This is a genomic window from Vibrio sp. SALL6 (genome assembly GCF_002002385.1).
Lineage (GTDB): Bacteria > Pseudomonadota > Gammaproteobacteria > Enterobacterales > Vibrionaceae > Vibrio > Vibrio parahaemolyticus.
Genome location: NZ_MQVK01000008.1, coordinates 103,166 through 121,120, shown reverse-complemented (window position 1 = coordinate 121,120; position 17,955 = coordinate 103,166). Strand labels below are relative to the sequence as shown.

The following is a 17,955-nucleotide window of genomic DNA, read 5'->3' as shown; positions in this document are numbered from 1 at the left end:
ATATCCTTTAATCAAATGGGGGTATAGTTATACCCCCACAAGGAATTAAAGGTCAAATTTCACTTCATCTAGTAGCTTAATCGCTGCTTCATGGTGAGAAGCGATATCATCTAGAGAAAGCGTGTCTGCTTTAAAGTCGCCCCAAGATTCCACAAGTTCAGAACGCTTAACGCCTTCTTTTACTGGGTACTCGTAGTTCACTTCTGCGTACATCTTCTGAGCGGTTTCGCCAGTCAAGAACTCCATAAGCTTAAGCGCGTTATCTCGGTTTGGAGCGTATTTCGCCATCGCCATACCAGAGATGTTCACGTGTGTGCCTGTTGTTTCTTGATTCGGGAAATTGATGTAAACCGCATCAGCCCAAGCTTTTTGCTCTTTGTCGTTAACCATTTTGCCTAGGTAGTAGCTGTTACCCAAAGAAACATCACATAGACCTTCTTTAATCGCTTTTACTTGTGCACGGTCGTTACCTTGAGGTTTACGAGCAAGGTTCGCTTTTACGCCTTCCAACCATTCTTTCGTTTCTGCTTCGCCGTAGTGAGCGATCATCGAAGAAACAAGGGATACGTTGTATGGGTGCTTGCCGCTGCGAGTACAAATCTTACCTTTGTATTCTGGTTTGGCTAGATCAGCATAGTTAAAGTCCGCACCTAGTTTGCCAACACGGTCGCGAGAAGAGTAAACACTGCGAGTACGTAGCGTAAGTGCAAACCACTCATTCTCTTTGTCTTGGTACTGAGCTGGTACATTTTCTTCAATGATCTTGCTATCAACTTTCTGAACTAGGCCTTTGTTTGTCAGTTCTGCTAGACGGCTGATATCAGTAGTCAGGACAACGTCCGCTGGGCTGTATTCGCCTTCCTGAGCTAGTTTCTCTGCTAGACCTTCCTTCGCAAATTTAACGTTTACTTTGATGCCAGTTTCTTTAGTGAACTCGTTGAACATTGGTTCAACTAGAAAAGGTTGACGGTAAGAGTAGACGTTCACTTCTTCAGCTGCCATTGCTGTTGGAGCTAGAGTTGCGCAAGTCAGTGCTGAAAGAGTTAGCAGTTTTTTCATTGTTTAATCCTTTACCATGCTAATGATAACGTTTATCAGTTGCGTTATTATATGTATGTTCAATAAGAAAACAACGACCAAAATAAAAAAACCTGCTCATCGGAGCAGGTTTTTACATACCGAGAATGTAACTATTTATTACAAGGCATATTTACTTCACAGTTACGAATTCAGGGTAAGCACCAACACCACAATCGTGCATGTCCATGCCTTCCATTTCTTCCTCTTCCGTAACTCGAATACCAACCGTAGCTTTAAGAATCGCCCAAACCACTAGGCTTGCACCAAATACCCAAGCAAAGATCACTGCGGCACCAAGAAGCTGCGCACCAAACGTCGCTTCACCGTTGCTTAGAGGAACAACCATTAGACCGAAGAAACCACAAACACCATGAACTGAAATTGCACCCACAGGATCGTCAATCTTCAGTTTATCGAGACCGATGATGCTAAATACCACTAGCGCACCCGATACCGCACCGATTGCTACAGCATACAAAGGTGATGGTGACAGTGGGTCTGCCGTGATAGCTACCAAACCAGCCAGTGCACCGTTAAGGATCATGGTTAAATCTGCTTTACCCCAAGTGGTTTTACACACAAACAATGCAGCAATCGATCCCGCAGCCGCAGCCGCGTTCGTGTTAAGGAAGATTTGACCAACCGCCGTTGCGTTTTCAAAGTCTGAAACCATCAATTGAGAACCGCCATTGAAGCCAAACCAGCCGAACCAAAGAATAAACGTACCCAGTGTTGCTAATGGCATGTTCGAGCCAGGAATTGGGTAGATTTCACCGTTTTTACCGTATTTACCTTTACGAGCACCAAGCAGTAACACGCCAGCTAGCGCCGCGGACGCACCTGCCATATGAACAATACCTGAACCCGCGAAGTCGCTAAAGCCAGCTTCAGATAGGAAGCCACCGCCCCATGTCCAGTAGCCTTCCATTGGGTAAATGAACGCGGTCAAAACAGCTGAGAACAGCAAGAATGACCAAAGCTTCATGCGCTCTGCAACGGCCCCCGAAACAACAGACATCGCTGTTGCAACAAATACCACTTGGAAGAAAAAGTCGGATTCAAGAGAATGGTCTGCGCCTTCACCCTGGGTACCAATCAACCCACCGAACGATGGTAACCAACCGCCTTCTCCGTTATCGACGTACATAATGTTGTAACCAATAACAAGGTAAGTGGTACACGCTATCGCGTACAAACAAAAGTTTTTGGTTAGAATCTCAGTTGTGTTCTTAGAACGCACTAGACCCGCTTCTAACATGGCAAAACCTGCTGCCATCCACATTACCAACGCACCGGAAATGAGGAAGAAAAAGGTGTCGAGTGCGTAACGTAACTCGGTTACTGTTGTTGCTAATTCCATAATAGTGTCTCCAATCCCTTGAATACTTAAAGTGCTTCTGCGTCCATTTCACCCGTACGGATGCGCACCGCTTGGTTCAGGTCGTACACAAAAATCTTACCGTCGCCAATTTTTCCGGTCTGCGCCGCTTTTGTGATCGCCTCTACGACGCGATCAACATTGTCTGCATGTGTCGCAATTTCTATTTTGACCTTCGGTAGAAAGTCCACTTGGTATTCCGCGCCGCGGTACAACTCAGTGTGGCCCTTCTGGCGACCAAAGCCTTTCACCTCTGATACTGTCATCCCTTCGATACCGACATCAGCCAATGCTTCGCGAACATCGTCTAACTTAAACGGCTTAATAATGGCGTTGATTATTTTCATGCAATTCTCTCCGAAGCTTTCATCCTGAAACACTTCTAATAATCCAATCTACGTGCCAAGTTTTTAAGTTATTGAATTAAATGCACTTATAGTAATTTACAGGTTTATAAACAAAAAAGGCGCACCGATATGGTGCGCCTTTTTCACAAATATAAAGCAATCCCGATGGGATTACCCAAAACTGTGCATTAAATGTTCAAAAAGTCTTTCCATTGCTCAATCAGTGCAACAAAGTCTTCAATGCCGCAGCTTGCTGTACTCTCTGCATCATAGAAATCGAACTCACTGTCCATCTCTACATCGTAATCGTGCGATAGAGCGTTCTCCTGCACCAGAACTTCATCCCCTTGAATCATCAAGCTGATCTCAGTGCCTGTTAAAGTATGCTCTTGAGAAGGAAGAGAAAACGCCTTATCAATTAAAGCTTCTACTTGAGCAATCTTCGCTGGATCTTTCCCGATTTCTTCTTGTAACCAGCGCCCTACGATCTCATGCCCCATGCTGCATTTTACGTAGTACTCGCCCATCAACGTATTACGGATGAATTCAAATTCCATCGAGGTTGCCTTTTCGTATCAATTTGGTGCGGAGTATAACGAATTACGTCCATAAAAAAAGCACCTCAAGTGAGGTGCTTTTCGTCGTTTAGCTTTGCTTATGCTGGCTCTTGGAAGATAACTTCATCAGCTTTCTTGGTGTACTGTTCCATTTTATGGAAGTTCAAGTAGCGGTAAGTATCTGTTGCCGTTGCGTCGATTTGCTTCGCGTATTCTAGGTATTCTTCTTTGGTTGGAATCTTACCTAGGATTGCACCTACTGCCGCTAACTCCGCAGAAGATAGGTAAACATTCGCGCCAGTACCTAGACGGTTCGGGAAGTTACGCGTAGACGTAGACATGACTGTCGATTTGTCAGCAACGCGTGCTTGGTTGCCCATACATAGTGAACATCCTGGAGTTTCAATACGAACCCCTGCACGTCCGAAGATGCCGTAGTAGCCTTCTTCTGTCAGTTGGTCTTTATCCATCTTCGTTGGTGGCGCTACCCAAAGGCGCGTCGCTAACTGACCATTGAATTTATCAAGCAATTTACCTGCAGCACGGAAGTGACCAATGTTCGTCATACAAGAACCGATGAACACTTCATCAATCGCAGTGCCTTGTACTTCAGATAGCAAACGAGCATCATCTGGATCGTTTGGTGCACACAGTATTGGCTCGTGGATTTCGGCCATGTCGATTTCAATCACATGCGCGTATTCCGCATCTGAGTCCGCTGACATCAATTCAGGTTTCGCCAACCACTCTTCCATCGCAGTGATACGACGCTCGATTGTACGGCGGTCACCGTAGCCTTCCGAGATCATCCACTTAAGCATCACGATGTTCGAGTTTAGGTACTCTTCGATTGATTCTTGAGATAACTTAACGGTACAACCCGCAGCAGAACGCTCAGCTGACGCATCAGACAGTTCGAATGCTTGCTCAACCGTTAGTGTTTCTAGACCTTCAATCTCAAGGATACGGCCAGAGAATTCATTCACTTTACCGGCTTTTTCAACAGTCAGTAGACCTTGTTGAATCGCGTAGTAAGGGATAGCATGAACTAGGTCACGAAGTGTGATACCCGGTTGCATCTTGCCTTTAAAGCGAACCAAAATTGATTCAGGCATATCCAATGGCATAACGCCTGTTGCCGCTGCGAATGCAACCAGACCAGAACCAGCTGGGAATGAAATACCTAGCGGGAAACGAGTATGCGAGTCGCCACCAGTACCGACAGTATCTGGCAGTAGCATACGGTTTAGCCACGAGTGGATAATGCCATCGCCTGGACGTAGAGAAACACCGCCACGGTTCATGATGAAATCAGGAAGTGTATGGTGAGTATTCACGTCAACTGGTTTAGGGTACGCAGATGTGTGACAGAACGACTGCATAACTAGGTCTGCTGAGAAGCCAAGACACGCAAGGTCTTTAAGCTCATCACGCGTCATAGGACCCGTTGTATCTTGAGAACCTACAGTTGTCATCTTAGGCTCACAGTAAGTGCCCGGACGAACACCTGCTACACCACATGCTTTACCAACCATTTTCTGTGCGAGCGTGTAACCCTTGCCAGAATCAGCAACTTCACCAGGTTTACGGAATACATCAGAAGACTCAAGACCTAGAGCTTGGCGCGCTTTATCTGTTAAACCACGACCGATGATCAGTGGGATACGACCGCCAGCACGTACTTCATCAATCAGCACGTCTGTTTTTAGAGAAAACTCAGCAAGTACTTCACCTGTTTCGTGGTTACATACTTTGCCTTCGTATGGGTAAACGTCGATAACGTCGCCCATATTCAACTTCGTTACATCAACTTCGATAGGCAGCGCGCCCGCATCTTCCATTGTGTTGAAGAAGATAGGTGCAATTTTACCGCCAAGCACGTAACCACCAGCGCGTTTGTTAGGTACGTAAGGGATATCATCGCCCATGAACCATAGCACTGAGTTAGTTGCAGATTTACGAGAAGAACCAGTACCAACAACATCACCAACATACACTAGCTGGTGACCTTTTGATTTTAGCTCTTCGATTTGTTTGATTGGACCGATGGTGCCTGGCTGGTCAGGGTTAATACCCTCACGTTCGTTTTTCAGCATCGCAAGCGCGTGTACTGGAATATCAGGGCGAGACCATGCATCAGGAGCTGGAGAAAGATCATCCGTGTTCGTTTCACCTGTCACTTTAAAGACAGTCAGCGTGATTTTTTCTTCAAGCTTAGGCTTAGATAGGAACCATTCAGCATCCGCCCAAGATTGAAGCACTTTTTGTGCATGAGCATTGCCTGCTTTCGCTTTCTCTTCTACATCATAGAAAGCATCAAACATCAGTAGCGTATGAGACAGAGCTTTCACAGCGATTTCAGCCAAGGCTTCATCGTCTAGTAGCTCAACTAACGGTGCGATGTTGTAACCGCCTTGCATTGTACCCAGTAGCTCAGCCGCTTTTTCTCGGCTTACAAGCGGTGAAGACACTTCACCTTTTGCTACTGCAGTCAGGAAACCAGCTTTAACATAAGCAGCTTCATCTACACCTGGTGGAATACGGTTTTCTAGTAGGTCAAGAATGAACTCTTCTTCACCTTGCGGGGGATTTTTCAGAAGTTCTACAAGTCCAGCAACTTGCTCTGCGTCTAGCGGTTTAGGAACAACTCCTTCGGCAGCACGCTCTTCGACGTGTTTACGGTAGGCTTCAAGCACGACTTTTTCCTCTCATTGCGGTTCCTCCTCTATTATTACTATTGTTAAAGTAAAGGAGTGAACATCCTTGGAAACTTGGCTCTCCATTGCCCTTGTTTTCATTCAATTCTGATTGAGAAACAGCGCCGTAGAGGCCAAACTGTGGGCAAAAGAATAGCAAATTTAACCTTAAATTAAAATCTTATCATTTTGACCAACATAGCAACTTACGACTAAAGTCCTGCTAATTTTGACCAAATATGCCAAGGTTTTGCTTTCTACAACCCGATTATTTAAACGACGTTCCTACGATCAAATACACAGCTTCCATATCCTGCTCCGTACGACCGTATGCCAACATAATAGGTCCAATTGGCGAGTCCACACCAAAGAAAATTGATGCGGCGTTATACAATGGTGCTTCATTCAATTTCAGATCGTTGTCTGACCATGTACCGCCATGTTCTAGCGACGCGCCTACATAAACTGGCGCTTCAAACAATCCAAAATCATTGTCGAACCATTTGTAGCGATATACCAAACTGCTGAAGAATAAGTTTTGCCCAATCAAGCTGTTTCTCGGTATGCCTGACAAATGCAAAAAGCCCCCTAACTCACGAGGGTCCAGCGTTATCGACGAGTTTTTACTTTGCACAAAGCTGTATTCTGCTTGTCCGACTAAAGTATGACGCTGATAGCTCATTGCCCCCTTAAATCGAGCGTCAATTTCATACACTGTATCTTCCACAATATCTTTAGGCTTGGACTGACCTATCTCTTCAGGGCTGGTATCGTGAGAAACCAAATATTCTAGGTCGACCAACAAACCTCGCGTAGGAAAAGCAAAATCATCGAGGGTGTCTAAGCGGTAATTGGCAAACAAGCCTCTTCGCTCAAAATCTAGATTGCCTACAGACGCCAATGTCGATAACTCGATGCTACCCGAAGAGTATCGACCGCCCAATCTCAACTCTTGCCACAACGTAGGCTGAATGCCAATCGCTATCTCGGAAACAAACTCGGTATAAGACACTGGCAAAAAATCGTTCACCGAACTTAAACTCGAGTCATCATCACTGACCGGCAAGTTTCGCCCTTCACTGCTGTACGCCACCTTACCAGCCACAAAAAACTCTTGGCTCGACAGAACCGGAGAATACAGCTCCGCCTCAATGAGCTTATCTGTGCCCATCTCAACGTTGAGTGCCATTTCAGCACCGTGCGAGTTTAAGTTGGTAAAGTTAGTCGACATCCCTATGCCGTATTGGCTGTCGGTATCAAAGTCATCTTCAAGGAAGAAACGGAAGTTGAGGTAGTTTGGGCCCCAAGATTTTTCGTTAACGTCAAACACCAATAAATTCGAACCATCGACTTCTTCAAAGTGATAAGTAATTAACTCAAATCGGTCCAATGCATAGAGGTTTTCTACCGCTTTTTCGATTTCAGCCGTTTCGATTTTACGGCCAGTTTCCAGTTCCAAACGGTTGGTCAACAAAACATCGCTATAGTGGGTATTGTTTACAATCACAATCTCATCCACTACGCGATCGTCACCATAAACGAGCTTTTTGCGAACTTCCTGCTTATGGTCGATGTACTTTTGATACTCCGCGTTTGATAAACGCAGTCCCGCTAGCTTCGACTCCATTTCTTTGGTGATGTCATAACCAGATTGAAAAGCCCAAGGCATTTTGTCGAACTCAACGGTTTCCATTTGGCCGACATTGGGACGAATGTAAACATCGTGTTCTTGCAGGGTTTCGACTTGCTGCTGGGTACTGCGACGCACCAGATAGTTGGAGAGTTGGTCTGCAACGGTAAACAGCCCAGTAAAATCATCTTCGGTTTTGTAGTCGGTACTGATGTCTACCGCGATAACCACATCCGCGCCCATCGCACGCGCAACATCCACTGGCATGTTGTTGACCACGCCACCGTCAACAAGCATGTGGCCATTTAACTTATACGGAGGGAGTGCGCCGGGTACAGACATACTGGCCATCATGGCATCAACTAAATAACCGTTGCCGATCACCACTTCGTCCAGTTCTAAAATATCTGTCGCAACGGAACGGTAAGGAATGGCAAGCTCATCAAAGGAGTCAAAACGTCCGAGGTTGCCTGTGGTCTCGCGCAACACACGCAACATGTTTTGCCCTTGAACCACACCAGTTGGAGCACGAACCTCGCCGAACCGCAAACCAAGGTCGGTCGTGATTTGATAGCGGTCTTCATATTCTTTGTCACGAACGCGACGCTGACTGCGATCGACGCGATCACGATAACCACTGTTCCAATCAACAGAATAGATAAAACTTTCGATTTCATCGGCGCTCATGCCTGTCGCGTACAAGCCTCCAACATAAGCTCCCATGCTTGTCCCTGTGATGATATCGACAGGAATGTGCATTTCTTCTAGCGCCTTGAGTACACCAATGTGGGCAGCGCCTTTTGCGCCGCCACCAGCGAGAACAACCGCGACTCTAGGACGAGTCGGAGTATCCTCATTTTTGACTTGAGCAACAGAAGGAGTGGCTATCAAAAACAAACTTACCCACAACGCAAAATAGCGCGACATCGGGCTTGATGACAGCGTTTTGAACATCCACTTCTTCCTTTACTGAATACTTGATCACTAATATGTACTAAGAATTGACCAGTGAAACAAGTCCATGTTGTTGATTTGGAGATCCTACCAATCAAACAAACTATTCAACCAGTTAGATTTTTTCTCACACTGTTGTTTGATTTGACCCGTTTTATCCCATACTGGAAGTTTGTAATCGCTGCGACAATTCATCTCTAAACCACCGTTGGAGGTCGGTTTAAAGCCAAGCGTCGTCACTTCTTTAGGCCAAGGCAGCTCCAAACGCTCAGGAATTCGCTGCGCCAAGTATTCCGCGTAAACACGCAATGCACCGCTTGACCCCGTAAGGTTGATTGGCTTGTTGTCATCACGGCCTAGCCAAATGGTCGTCACTTCACGACCATCAATCCCGACAAACCAGCTATCACGAGTATCGTTACTGGTGCCCGTTTTACCCGCCAACGCAGCCCAAGCGAATTGGCTTTGAAGGTAGCGGCCCGTACCTTGTGCGACACCTTGTTTCATCGCGTAAGTCGTTAGCCAAGCCGCTTGTTCATCAACCGCGCGAGAGGAGCGAGGCAACGATTGATAAAGCACGTTACCGTCCATATCGATGACGGAACGAAGCGCGGTCAACTTAGCACGTTTACCCGAGTTAGTCAGTGTTTGGTACATTTGCGCCACTTCAAATGGCGTCAATGAAAACGAGCCCAAGAACATAGAAGGCACAGGACGAATCTCATCTTTGTTGACGCCTAAGCGTTCAAGTGTGCCAGATACTTCAGGAATACCAAGCTCCATCCCCAACCTTACCGTTGGTACATTCAATGACTTCGCAAGCGCAAGGTAAAGTGGCACATCACCACGATATTTACGGTCGTAGTTACGCGGAGTCCATACCGAGCCTTTGCTACCTTTCAAACTTAGAGGGGTGTCGTGCAGCGTCGTCCCCAAATTGTATTTGTCTGGCTGTTCAAGCGCGGTCAGGTAAATTGCCGGCTTGACCAACGAACCAATTGGACGACTAGCATTAAGCGCACGGTTAAAGCCTTCATAACCCACGCGTTTACCACCAACCATGGCACGAATTTCACCACTGTGGCGATCAACAGCCACGGCAGCAGCTTCGAGTTCTTTACCGCCTCGCTTCGCTAAATCCGGTATTTTCTTCGCGATCGCCTGCTCCATTTTACTTTGAGATACAGGATCAAGAGACGTAAACACGCGCAGACCAGTTTCAGCCTTGAAGCGATCACCGACCTTCTCTTTCAGCTCGATATTCAATTGCTGGAAGTATGCAGGCTGACGGCTCGCAATACGTGGTTTGCTTTGTGTATCAAGAGGTCGACTCACAGCTTGTTCATATTGCTGCGATGTGAGCATGTTTTGTTGCATCAGCAATCGAAGCACCAAGTCTCGACGCTCTTTGGTGCGCTCAGGATAGCGAACAGGATTGTAGTACGACGGTCCTTTCACCATGCCCACCAGCATCGCAAGTTGATCAATTCGCAACTCTTGGATTGGCTGCCCAAAGTAGTAGCGTGATGCTAAGCCAAAACCGTGGATCGCTTCGCCGCCGCTTTGACCCAAATACACTTCATTGAGGTAGGCTTCTAAAATGCGGTCTTTGCTGTAACGGTAATCAAGAATAAGCGCAATATAAGCTTCGCGCACCTTACGCCACAGCGTTTTATCACGGGTTAGAAATAAGTTTTTCGCTAGCTGCTGCGTTAAGGTACTGCCACCTTGAACGGTGCGACCCGCTTTGATATTCGCCACTAAAGCACGGGCAATAGCCAATGGTGAAACACCATCATGCTGATAGAAGTCTCGGTCTTCTGTCGCCAACAAGGCATCAACTAAAATTTCAGGGAATTGGTCACGACGTAAGAACAGACGTTGCTCATCACGATCTTTTTCAAGCATCCCAAGCATCTTTGGCTCAAGGCGCAAGTAGCCTAGATCGCCTTTTGACTCTAAAGATTGAATACGCTGTAAACCACTGTCTGAGAAGTGCAGCATGACGTGGCGATCCGGTTCTGGGCCATCAGCAAATTCAAAAGGACGGCGAATCAGTTCAACGCGAGTCGAAGAAGAAGAATACTCACCAGGGTAACGAGGCTGGCTTACCTTGCGGTAGTTCAGTACATCTAATTCGTTGCGAAGTTCTTGAATGGTGATGTTTTCACCTGGATTGAGGTTCAAAATGCGCGCGTACACAACGGTAGGCAATTCGAATAGCTGCCCATCAAAGCGTTCTTTAACCACACTATCTAGGTAAATACCAACAAACAGCAACACCGCGGCAAGAGCAACGCCGGCTTTCCAGCTAAAAGACCACAACACTTTGAGCCAAGAACGTTTCTCGTTGGTTGGCTTTTTACTTGGCGTGCGACGAGGGCGTTTTGTGGTGCCTTTGCTGGCTGTACTTTTCTTCGCAGGCGCTTTCTTGGCGCTTGGCTTCTTACTGTCAGTCATTATTCAATTGTCTTTTCGTTTTCGTTGTCGCTACGTGGTTTGCCGGGTCATCTGGCCAAACGTGTTTTGGGTAGCGCCCTTTCATCTCTTTTTGAACGTCTTTGTAGCTTCCATTCCAGAAAGCCGCCAAGTCTGACGTCACTTGCAGTGGACGTTGTGCGGGAGAAAGTAGTTCAAGCACCAAACGCTTGCGGCCAAAGGCCACCGTTGGCGACGTACTTTCCCCAAACACTTCTTGCATTCGCACTGACAATACGGGCTCATGCCCATTTTGATAGCGAATGCGCTTTTTAGTCCCAGTCGGTAACTGATAATGTTCTGGCAACCATTCATCCAAGTGTTGATTGAGTGGCCAGCCTAATCGAGCATTAAGCGCTTCGACCAAGTTTATCTTGCTCAGATCTTTCACCGAAGCGACCGACGTCATGTACGGTTCTAACCATTCGTCTAATGAATCCAACAAACTGGCTTCATCAAACATTGGCCATGCTTGCTCAGGTAACCAATCCACCGCACAGCGAATACGTTCAAGCAGGCTTTCCGCTGCCGGCGTCCAGTTTAGACTGCTTAAGCCCTGACGGCGGACATAAGTGAGTAAAGCTTGTGTCATTTTTTCTTTACCCGGATTAGGTAATGACACCCTTTCAATCACCAATTGACCGAGTTTTCGTTGTATCTCGGCCACTAAACGCCCTTTCTTTTCATCCCAATCCACTACTTCTTTAGTAGAAAATAGCGAATCAAAAGTCGTTTGCAATATATTGACGTCCAATTCACACGCTAAATGTATTTGGCTCGAATTGGAATGAGACCGCATCAGATCAATCGCGACCAAGTACTCACAGCCGCCTAACATATCGTCAGGACGACATTCTGCACCATGACCATTCGCTAGTGCAAAGCGACCAAATTGATTGGCGCGTTGCTGAGCGATCCTGTCGGGAAACGCCAAGCTCAACACCAACGGCAATGCATCTTCATCCACTTCTCGAAGGCTAAACGTGGTATCGAGTTTATGCGCAAGAGATTGTGCGCGCTTCAATAACAACGATTTTTTCGGATGAGAACCGGACAACCAACGATGCAAGCTATGTGCGATATTCGTTGTATTACGCTCTGGCTCTTCAATTAGGGCGACCGCCGCCAAAGCGACATTTACCATCTTATCGCTGTGGGATTGCGATTTAATTAACATCGCTGCCGCGCGAGGTTCTACGCCCAAGTCATGAGCCTGCTTTCCTTCCGCAGTCAGTTGTCCTTGCTCGGTAATAAGCCCTAATGAAAACAACAACTGCTTAGCTTGTTGCAGCGCGGCAGCAGAAGGAATATCGAGCCATTTTAGCTCATGAATATCGGTCGTCCCCCAAAACGCCAGCTCGATTACCAAGCTCGCAAGATCGGAATGCAAAATCTCAGGTTGTGGCACTTGTGGCTGTTGCTTGAGTTGACTTTCTGAATAGAGGCGAACGCAAATCCCCTCTTCAATCCGACCAGCACGACCAGCTCGCTGGATGGCAGACGATTGAGCAATACGCGTTTGCTCCAATCGTGTAAGGCCATTTTTCAAGTCAAAACGCGCAACGCGCTCCAAACCAGAATCCACCACAAGGCGAATGCCTTCAATTGTCAAAGAGGTTTCCGCAATGTTGGTTGCCAATACGACTTTGCGCTTACCTTTTTCTGCAGGAGAGATGGCTTTCTGTTGCTCAGTAAAGCTCAACTGACCATACAACGGGCATACTTCAACATCGTCCGGTAAGTGCGATAAACGCTCTTGCACTTGCTTAATGGCCGCCACACCGGGAAGAAACGCAAGCAGAGAGCCTGACTCTTTATTCATCAAACTCTCTATATTTTTTGCCATTACCGTTGAAAGATGATCGTTGGCAGTAAGCGGAACATAGCGAGTTTCCACAGCAAAGCAGCGCCCTTCTGATTCAATATAACAAGCTTCCGGCAGTAAAGATTGCAACGCTTCTTGATCCAACGTTGCCGACATCACCACCAGCTTAAGATCGTCTCGCAATGCTTCTTGAACTTCCAAGCTAAGCGCCAAAGCCGTATCGGCATGAATACTGCGTTCATGGAACTCATCAAAAATCAGCAAATCGACACCATCTAGCTCAGGGTCATTTTGGATCATGCGAGTCATGACCCCTTCAGTCACAATTTCTAACTGAGTAGAAGCACTTACCTTTGTCTCGCCACGAACGCGATACCCCACTCGCTGGCCAACTTGCTCGCCCAGTTGCTCGGCCAAATATCTCGCGATATTGCGCGCGGCTAATCGTCTTGGTTCAAGCATGATGACTTTCCCAGTCACCACTTGGTTCTGGATAAGTTGTAAAGGGAAGTACGTCGATTTACCCGCACCAGGCGCGGCTTTTAAAATAACCTGATGTTGATGTTTGACCGCCGTAAGTAGCTGGGGCATCACGGCTTCAATCGGCAATTGTGACAAAGGAAATACCTTGTGGTGTAATGGTGGCAACATTGTACATAAAAACATTCCCGTCTAAATAAGCAAATGCAATTCAAACCCGCTTTAGAGTCAGCCACTCTACTTAAACGCTACAAACGCTTCCTTGCTGATATCGAATTTGATAATGGTGAGCTGCGCACCATCCACTGTGCGAACACCGGTGCGATGACAGGTTGCGCGACACCCGGTAATAAAGTTTGGTTTTCAACGTCCGACAACCCAAAACGCAAATACCCCAACAGCTGGGAGCTAAGTGAAACCGCGCAAGGGCATCGTATTTGTATCAATACTGCCCGCGCCAACCAATTAGCCGTTGAGGCTATTGAAAACAATGTCATTTCAGAGCTTTGCGGATATGACACACTTCAAACTGAAGTGAAATATGGCAATGAAAATAGTCGAATTGATATCTTGCTCAGCGCAAGCGACAAGCCAAAGTGCTATATAGAAGTGAAAAGCGTCACCCTTCTTGATGAGACAGGCTCAGCTGGACAAGGATACTTCCCAGATGCCGTCACGACTCGTGGTCAAAAGCACCTGAGAGAGCTCACAGAAATGGCACAAAATGGAAGTAGAGCCATACTTTTATTCACTGTTTTACATTCAGGTATTGAAAAAGTATCCGCGGCACACCATATAGACGCGAAATATTCACTATTACTCAAACAAGCACAAGACGCCGGAGTAGAAGTTCTCTGCTATAAAGCCGAACTGAGCAATACTGAAATGAAGCTAATTTCCGCTATTGATTTTATCAATTAAGAGAAAAAATGATGTCGTCTTCACATTGACGACAACTTTGCGATTCAGTGTTTGCTTGCACCGCCTCTTTTTGCTATAGATACCCGCCTTAAATTGACTGCGTAGCAGTTGACTAGGTGTAAGTAGGAGATGCTGTATGCCAGAAGCAAAGAAGAAAACGATCGGCATCCTAGCCATTGCCGGCGTGGAGCCATATCAGGAGAAGCCTGGTGAAGAATACATGTCACCAGCGCAGGTTGAACACTTTACGAAAATCTTAACAGCTTGGCGTGACCAACTACGAGCTGAAGTAGATCGTACCGTTCACCACATGCAGGACGAAGCAGCAAACTTCCCAGATCCAGTTGACCGCGCCTCTCAAGAGGAAGAGTTCAGCCTAGAACTGCGTAATCGTGACCGTGAGCGCCGTTTGATCAAGAAGATTGAAAAAACATTAGACAAAATCAAAGAAGATGATTTTGGTTTCTGTGAGTCTTGTGGCGTTGAGATTGGCGTTCGTCGCCTTGAAGCACGTCCAACTGCAGACCTTTGTATTGACTGTAAAACACTTGCAGAAATCAAAGAGAAGCAGATGCAAGGTTAATCACCACGCATTTGATTACTGAAGGGAGCTAAGGCTCCCTTTTTGTTTTGGCTAATATCAGTCCCGTAAGCGCTCAGAACCACAAACACTCACCACAGGCAAAACGCTATTGCCACTTCGTGTTTACAAAACCTAGCTGAAGCGTTACTTACGATGACTAAACTGTACATCTAATAAATTCGAGATACACCCATGGCACGCTACGTAGGTCGATTTGCCCCATCCCCTTCTGGCCCATTACACTTTGGCTCATTGATTGCTGCGCTTGGCAGTTATTTTCAAGCCAAAGCAAACAACGGAATTTGGTTAGTACGCATTGAAGATCTTGATCCACCAAGAGAAATGCCCGGCGCTTCGCAACTGATTCTAGAAGCGCTTAAAGCTTACCAGTTGCATTGGGATGGAGAAGTGGTGTATCAAAGCGAGCGTCATGACCTTTACCAAGCACAGATCGACGCTTGGCTCGACAACGGTGACGCCTATTATTGCCAATGCACTCGCAAGCAAATTAAAGAGCACGGTGGCTTTTATCCGGGAACTTGCCGAGATAAAAACTTGAAAGAAGGCGCGATTCGCCTAAAAATGACCAAACCCGTCGCCCGCTTCCTCGATCAGAAACATGGAATGATTGAGATTCCAGAGCAATTGGTTAATGAAGATTTCATTATTAAACGTCGAGATGGATTATTTGCTTATAATCTTGCGGTAGTATTGGACGACATCGACCAAGGGGTTACTGAAGTGGTTCGAGGTGCAGACCTGATTGAACCAACAGGACGCCAAATCAGTTTGTACCAAATCCTTGGACAACCTGAAGTTAGCTACTTGCATTTACCATTGGCGATGGATGACAACGGCAACAAATTGTCGAAACAAAATCACGCGACAGCTATTGATATCGAAAACCCTAAGCCAGCTTTATTGCATGCCATGACGTTTTTAGGCTTTGATGTGCCTGAAGAAATAAAAGCCGCCAGCATGAACGAAATTCTTCGTTGGGGCTGCGAAAATTGGCGCTTAGAACAACTGCCATCAGAGATCGAGATCACACCGCGATTCTCAAATGGCACTGTGTAGGCTATCATTAGCCGCAAAATCAGCCCTAGAGGCGCAGATAACTAACCAAAGCAAGATTGGATTAAACCCAGTTATTGCCAGATGCACATGAATACAAACGACTATACACCAAGCGAACCTGCCACAGTTCCAGAGCTCGCTCTCAATGTAATAACTCGTGAAGAGCACAACATTTCGCGTAAGCAGATCAGTGACAACGCACTGAAAGTGCTGTACCGACTAAACGGTGCTGGTTTCGATGCTTTTCTTGTGGGTGGCGGGGTTCGAGACTTACTGCTTGGACAAAAACCGAAAGACTTTGATATTGCGACCAACGCAACGCCAGAACAGATCAAGCAGCTATTTAGAAACTGCCGCTTGATTGGCCGACGCTTCCGTCTGGCACACATTATGTTTGGCCGAGACATCATCGAAGTGGCGACATTCCGCGGTCACCATCAAGAGCAAAAGAACAAAAACATCTCTCAGCAATCCAAAGAAGGTATGCTGCTACGCGATAACGTGTACGGCACCATTGATGAAGACGCTGAGCGCCGTGACTTTACGATCAACTCGATGTACTACAACATCGCTGATTACTCGATCCACGACTACGCGCGCGGTATCGAAGATTTAGAAGATCGTCTGATTCGTCTGATTGGCGATCCAGAAACACGCTACCGTGAAGACCCAGTGCGCATGCTGCGTGCGGTTCGCTTTGCTGTGAAACTGGACTTTGATATTGAAGAAGACACCGCAGCACCAATCGAAGAGATGGCGCCGCTACTGCGTGAAATTCCTTCCGCTCGTCTTTTCGAAGAGTCACTCAAACTCTTGCAATCAGGCCACGGTCTAGAGACATACCACCTGCTACGTGAATACAACTTATTCCAACAGCTGTTCCCAGCCATTTCGGAGCACTTCACAGAAGACTACTCGTCGCATACTGAACAAATGCTCGATCTTGTGTTGGATTCCACTGACATGCGTATTGAAGATGGCAAGCGCATTAACCCAGCATTTATGTTTGCTGCGATGCTGTGGTACCCGCTGTGTGCACTAGCAGACAAACTCATGGATCAGCATAACTTGTGTCATTACGACGCGATCATGGAAGCGAGCAACATCATTCTTGATGATCAAGTTCGCACCATCGCAATTCCACGTCGCCATACTGCGACCATCCGTGAGATTTGGCAGCTGCAATTGCGCCTTCCACGACGTAATGGCAAACGTGCGTTCCGCCTAATGGAACTCAACAAATTTAGAGCTGGCTTTGATTTTCTTGAAATGCGCGGTGAAATTGAGGGTGGCGACACTCTGAAGCTTGCTAAGTGGTGGGAAACTTTCCAAAATGCAGGCCGAGAAATGCGCCAAGCGATGGCCGCAGACCTAGATGGTCAAGCGCCAAAATCGGGCCAACGTCGCCGCAAAACCTTTCGCAAGAAAAAGAGTAAGCCGAAATCATGATCACAGCGTACATTGCGGTAGGCAGTAACTTGGCTGATCCTGTCAGCCAAGCTCAGCAAGCGATTGAGGCTCTAAAAACGTTACCAAACTCTGAGTTTGTACAAGCGTCTTCGCTATACAGCAGCACGCCTATGGGGCCACAAAATCAGCCGGATTACATCAATGCGGTTGTGGCGATCAAAACAAATTTGACGCCTCTTGAGCTACTTGATTGCACCCAAGCAATTGAGCAAGAGCAAGGGCGTGTCCGAAAAGACGAACGTTGGGGACCAAGAACCTTGGATCTTGATATCGTTCTTTACGGCAATGAGGTGATTAATTCCGAAAGACTTATTGTTCCTCATTACGGAATGCGAGAGCGCGAATTCGTACTCTACCCTCTTGCGGAAATTGCACCAAGTTTACAACTCCCTGATGGGACCGAGGTCTCTGAACTACTGGAACAAGTAGATAGAAACGGCCTCAGAATTTGGCAGTCATAGCCAGCTCCTAGTAAGGAT

13 protein-coding genes are annotated in these 17,955 nt (G+C 46.7%); 5 read left to right on the top strand and 8 right to left on the bottom strand.

Annotated elements, in window-relative coordinates; all coding sequences use genetic code 11:
- Nucleotides 1-45: 45 nt before the first annotated feature.
- The 8 genes from BIW15_RS04890 to hrpB form a co-directional block, all read right to left on the bottom strand.
- Nucleotides 46-1,059 (bottom strand): Fe(3+) ABC transporter substrate-binding protein, encoded by a 1,014-nt coding sequence (locus BIW15_RS04890; RefSeq protein WP_005479089.1) that lies wholly within the window; start codon nucleotides 1,057-1,059, stop codon nucleotides 46-48.
- A gap of 151 nt (nucleotides 1,060-1,210) precedes the next feature.
- The gene (locus BIW15_RS04885) at nucleotides 1,211-2,440 is read right to left on the bottom strand and encodes an ammonium transporter (RefSeq protein WP_005490371.1); all 1,230 of its coding nucleotides are present in this window, start codon (nucleotides 2,438-2,440) and stop codon (nucleotides 1,211-1,213) included.
- Nucleotides 2,441-2,466: 26 nt separating this feature from the next.
- Nucleotides 2,467-2,805: a P-II family nitrogen regulator gene (locus BIW15_RS04880; protein WP_005386570.1), complete on the bottom strand. Its 339-nt coding sequence runs from the start codon at nucleotides 2,803-2,805 to the stop codon at nucleotides 2,467-2,469.
- Between the two features lie 188 nt (nucleotides 2,806-2,993).
- A complete protein-coding gene (locus tag BIW15_RS04875; RefSeq protein ID WP_025526356.1) occupies nucleotides 2,994-3,362 on the bottom strand; it encodes a YacL family protein in 369 nt (122 codons plus the stop codon).
- A 98-nt stretch (nucleotides 3,363-3,460) separates the two neighbouring features.
- Entirely contained in the window at nucleotides 3,461-6,058 is a 2,598-nt protein-coding gene (gene acnB, locus BIW15_RS04870; protein WP_077280640.1) for a bifunctional aconitate hydratase 2/2-methylisocitrate dehydratase, read from the bottom strand.
- Between the two features lie 268 nt (nucleotides 6,059-6,326).
- The gene (locus BIW15_RS04865; protein WP_015297239.1) at nucleotides 6,327-8,642 is read right to left on the bottom strand and encodes a patatin-like phospholipase family protein; all 2,316 of its coding nucleotides are present in this window, start codon (nucleotides 8,640-8,642) and stop codon (nucleotides 6,327-6,329) included.
- Nucleotides 8,643-8,729: 87 nt separating this feature from the next.
- Nucleotides 8,730-11,102, bottom strand: coding sequence for a penicillin-binding protein 1B (gene mrcB, locus BIW15_RS04860; RefSeq protein ID WP_005494015.1), 2,373 nt, complete (start codon nucleotides 11,100-11,102; stop codon nucleotides 8,730-8,732).
- The gene (hrpB, locus tag BIW15_RS04855; protein ID WP_077280639.1) at nucleotides 11,095-13,563 is read right to left on the bottom strand and encodes an ATP-dependent helicase HrpB; all 2,469 of its coding nucleotides are present in this window, start codon (nucleotides 13,561-13,563) and stop codon (nucleotides 11,095-11,097) included. Before hrpB ends, mrcB begins: the two co-directional genes overlap by 8 nt.
- Before the next feature lie 66 nt (nucleotides 13,564-13,629).
- Between hrpB and sfsA the strand changes: the two genes are divergently transcribed.
- The 5 genes from sfsA to folK all read left to right on the top strand — a co-directional run bounded on the left by sfsA (nucleotide 13,630) and on the right by folK (nucleotide 17,937).
- Nucleotides 13,630-14,346, top strand: coding sequence for a DNA/RNA nuclease SfsA (gene sfsA, locus BIW15_RS04850; RefSeq protein ID WP_017447689.1), 717 nt, complete (start codon nucleotides 13,630-13,632; stop codon nucleotides 14,344-14,346).
- Between the two features lie 136 nt (nucleotides 14,347-14,482).
- Nucleotides 14,483-14,929, top strand: coding sequence for an RNA polymerase-binding protein DksA (gene dksA / locus BIW15_RS04845; protein WP_005490361.1), 447 nt, complete (start codon nucleotides 14,483-14,485; stop codon nucleotides 14,927-14,929).
- Nucleotides 14,930-15,121: 192 nt separating this feature from the next.
- A complete protein-coding gene (gluQRS, locus tag BIW15_RS04840) occupies nucleotides 15,122-16,006 on the top strand; it encodes a tRNA glutamyl-Q(34) synthetase GluQRS (RefSeq protein ID WP_021450009.1) in 885 nt (294 codons plus the stop codon).
- An 81-nt stretch (nucleotides 16,007-16,087) separates the two neighbouring features.
- Nucleotides 16,088-17,455 carry a polynucleotide adenylyltransferase PcnB gene (gene pcnB, locus BIW15_RS04835; protein WP_015297242.1) on the top strand — a complete coding sequence of 456 codons (1,368 nt, stop codon included), beginning with the start codon at nucleotides 16,088-16,090 and terminating at the stop codon, nucleotides 17,453-17,455.
- Nucleotides 17,452-17,937, top strand: coding sequence for a 2-amino-4-hydroxy-6-hydroxymethyldihydropteridine diphosphokinase (gene folK, locus BIW15_RS04830; RefSeq protein ID WP_005494002.1), 486 nt, complete (start codon nucleotides 17,452-17,454; stop codon nucleotides 17,935-17,937). The genes pcnB and folK overlap by 4 nt, the downstream gene beginning before the upstream one ends.
- The last annotated feature ends 18 nt before the right edge of the window (nucleotides 17,938-17,955 follow it).

Excerpts from the sequence above, each read along its gene's own strand:
- BIW15_RS04890 (WP_005479089.1), bottom strand. The coding sequence starts at position 1,059 with ATGAAAAAACTGCTAACTCTTTCAGCACTGACTTGCGCAACTCTAGCT.
- BIW15_RS04885 (WP_005490371.1), bottom strand. The coding sequence starts at position 2,440 with ATGGAATTAGCAACAACAGTAACCGAGTTACGTTACGCACTCGACACC.
- BIW15_RS04880 (WP_005386570.1), bottom strand. The coding sequence starts at position 2,805 with ATGAAAATAATCAACGCCATTATTAAGCCGTTTAAGTTAGACGATGTT.
- BIW15_RS04875 (WP_025526356.1), bottom strand. The coding sequence starts at position 3,362 with ATGGAATTTGAATTCATCCGTAATACGTTGATGGGCGAGTACTACGTA.
- BIW15_RS04865 (WP_015297239.1), bottom strand. The coding sequence starts at position 8,642 with ATGTTCAAAACGCTGTCATCAAGCCCGATGTCGCGCTATTTTGCGTTG.
- mrcB (WP_005494015.1), bottom strand. The coding sequence starts at position 11,102 with ATGACTGACAGTAAGAAGCCAAGCGCCAAGAAAGCGCCTGCGAAGAAA.
- sfsA (WP_017447689.1), top strand. The coding sequence starts at position 13,630 with ATGCAATTCAAACCCGCTTTAGAGTCAGCCACTCTACTTAAACGCTAC.
- dksA (WP_005490361.1), top strand. The coding sequence starts at position 14,483 with ATGCCAGAAGCAAAGAAGAAAACGATCGGCATCCTAGCCATTGCCGGC.
- gluQRS (WP_021450009.1), top strand. The coding sequence starts at position 15,122 with ATGGCACGCTACGTAGGTCGATTTGCCCCATCCCCTTCTGGCCCATTA.
- pcnB (WP_015297242.1), top strand. The coding sequence starts at position 16,088 with ATGCACATGAATACAAACGACTATACACCAAGCGAACCTGCCACAGTT.
- folK (WP_005494002.1), top strand. The coding sequence starts at position 17,452 with ATGATCACAGCGTACATTGCGGTAGGCAGTAACTTGGCTGATCCTGTC.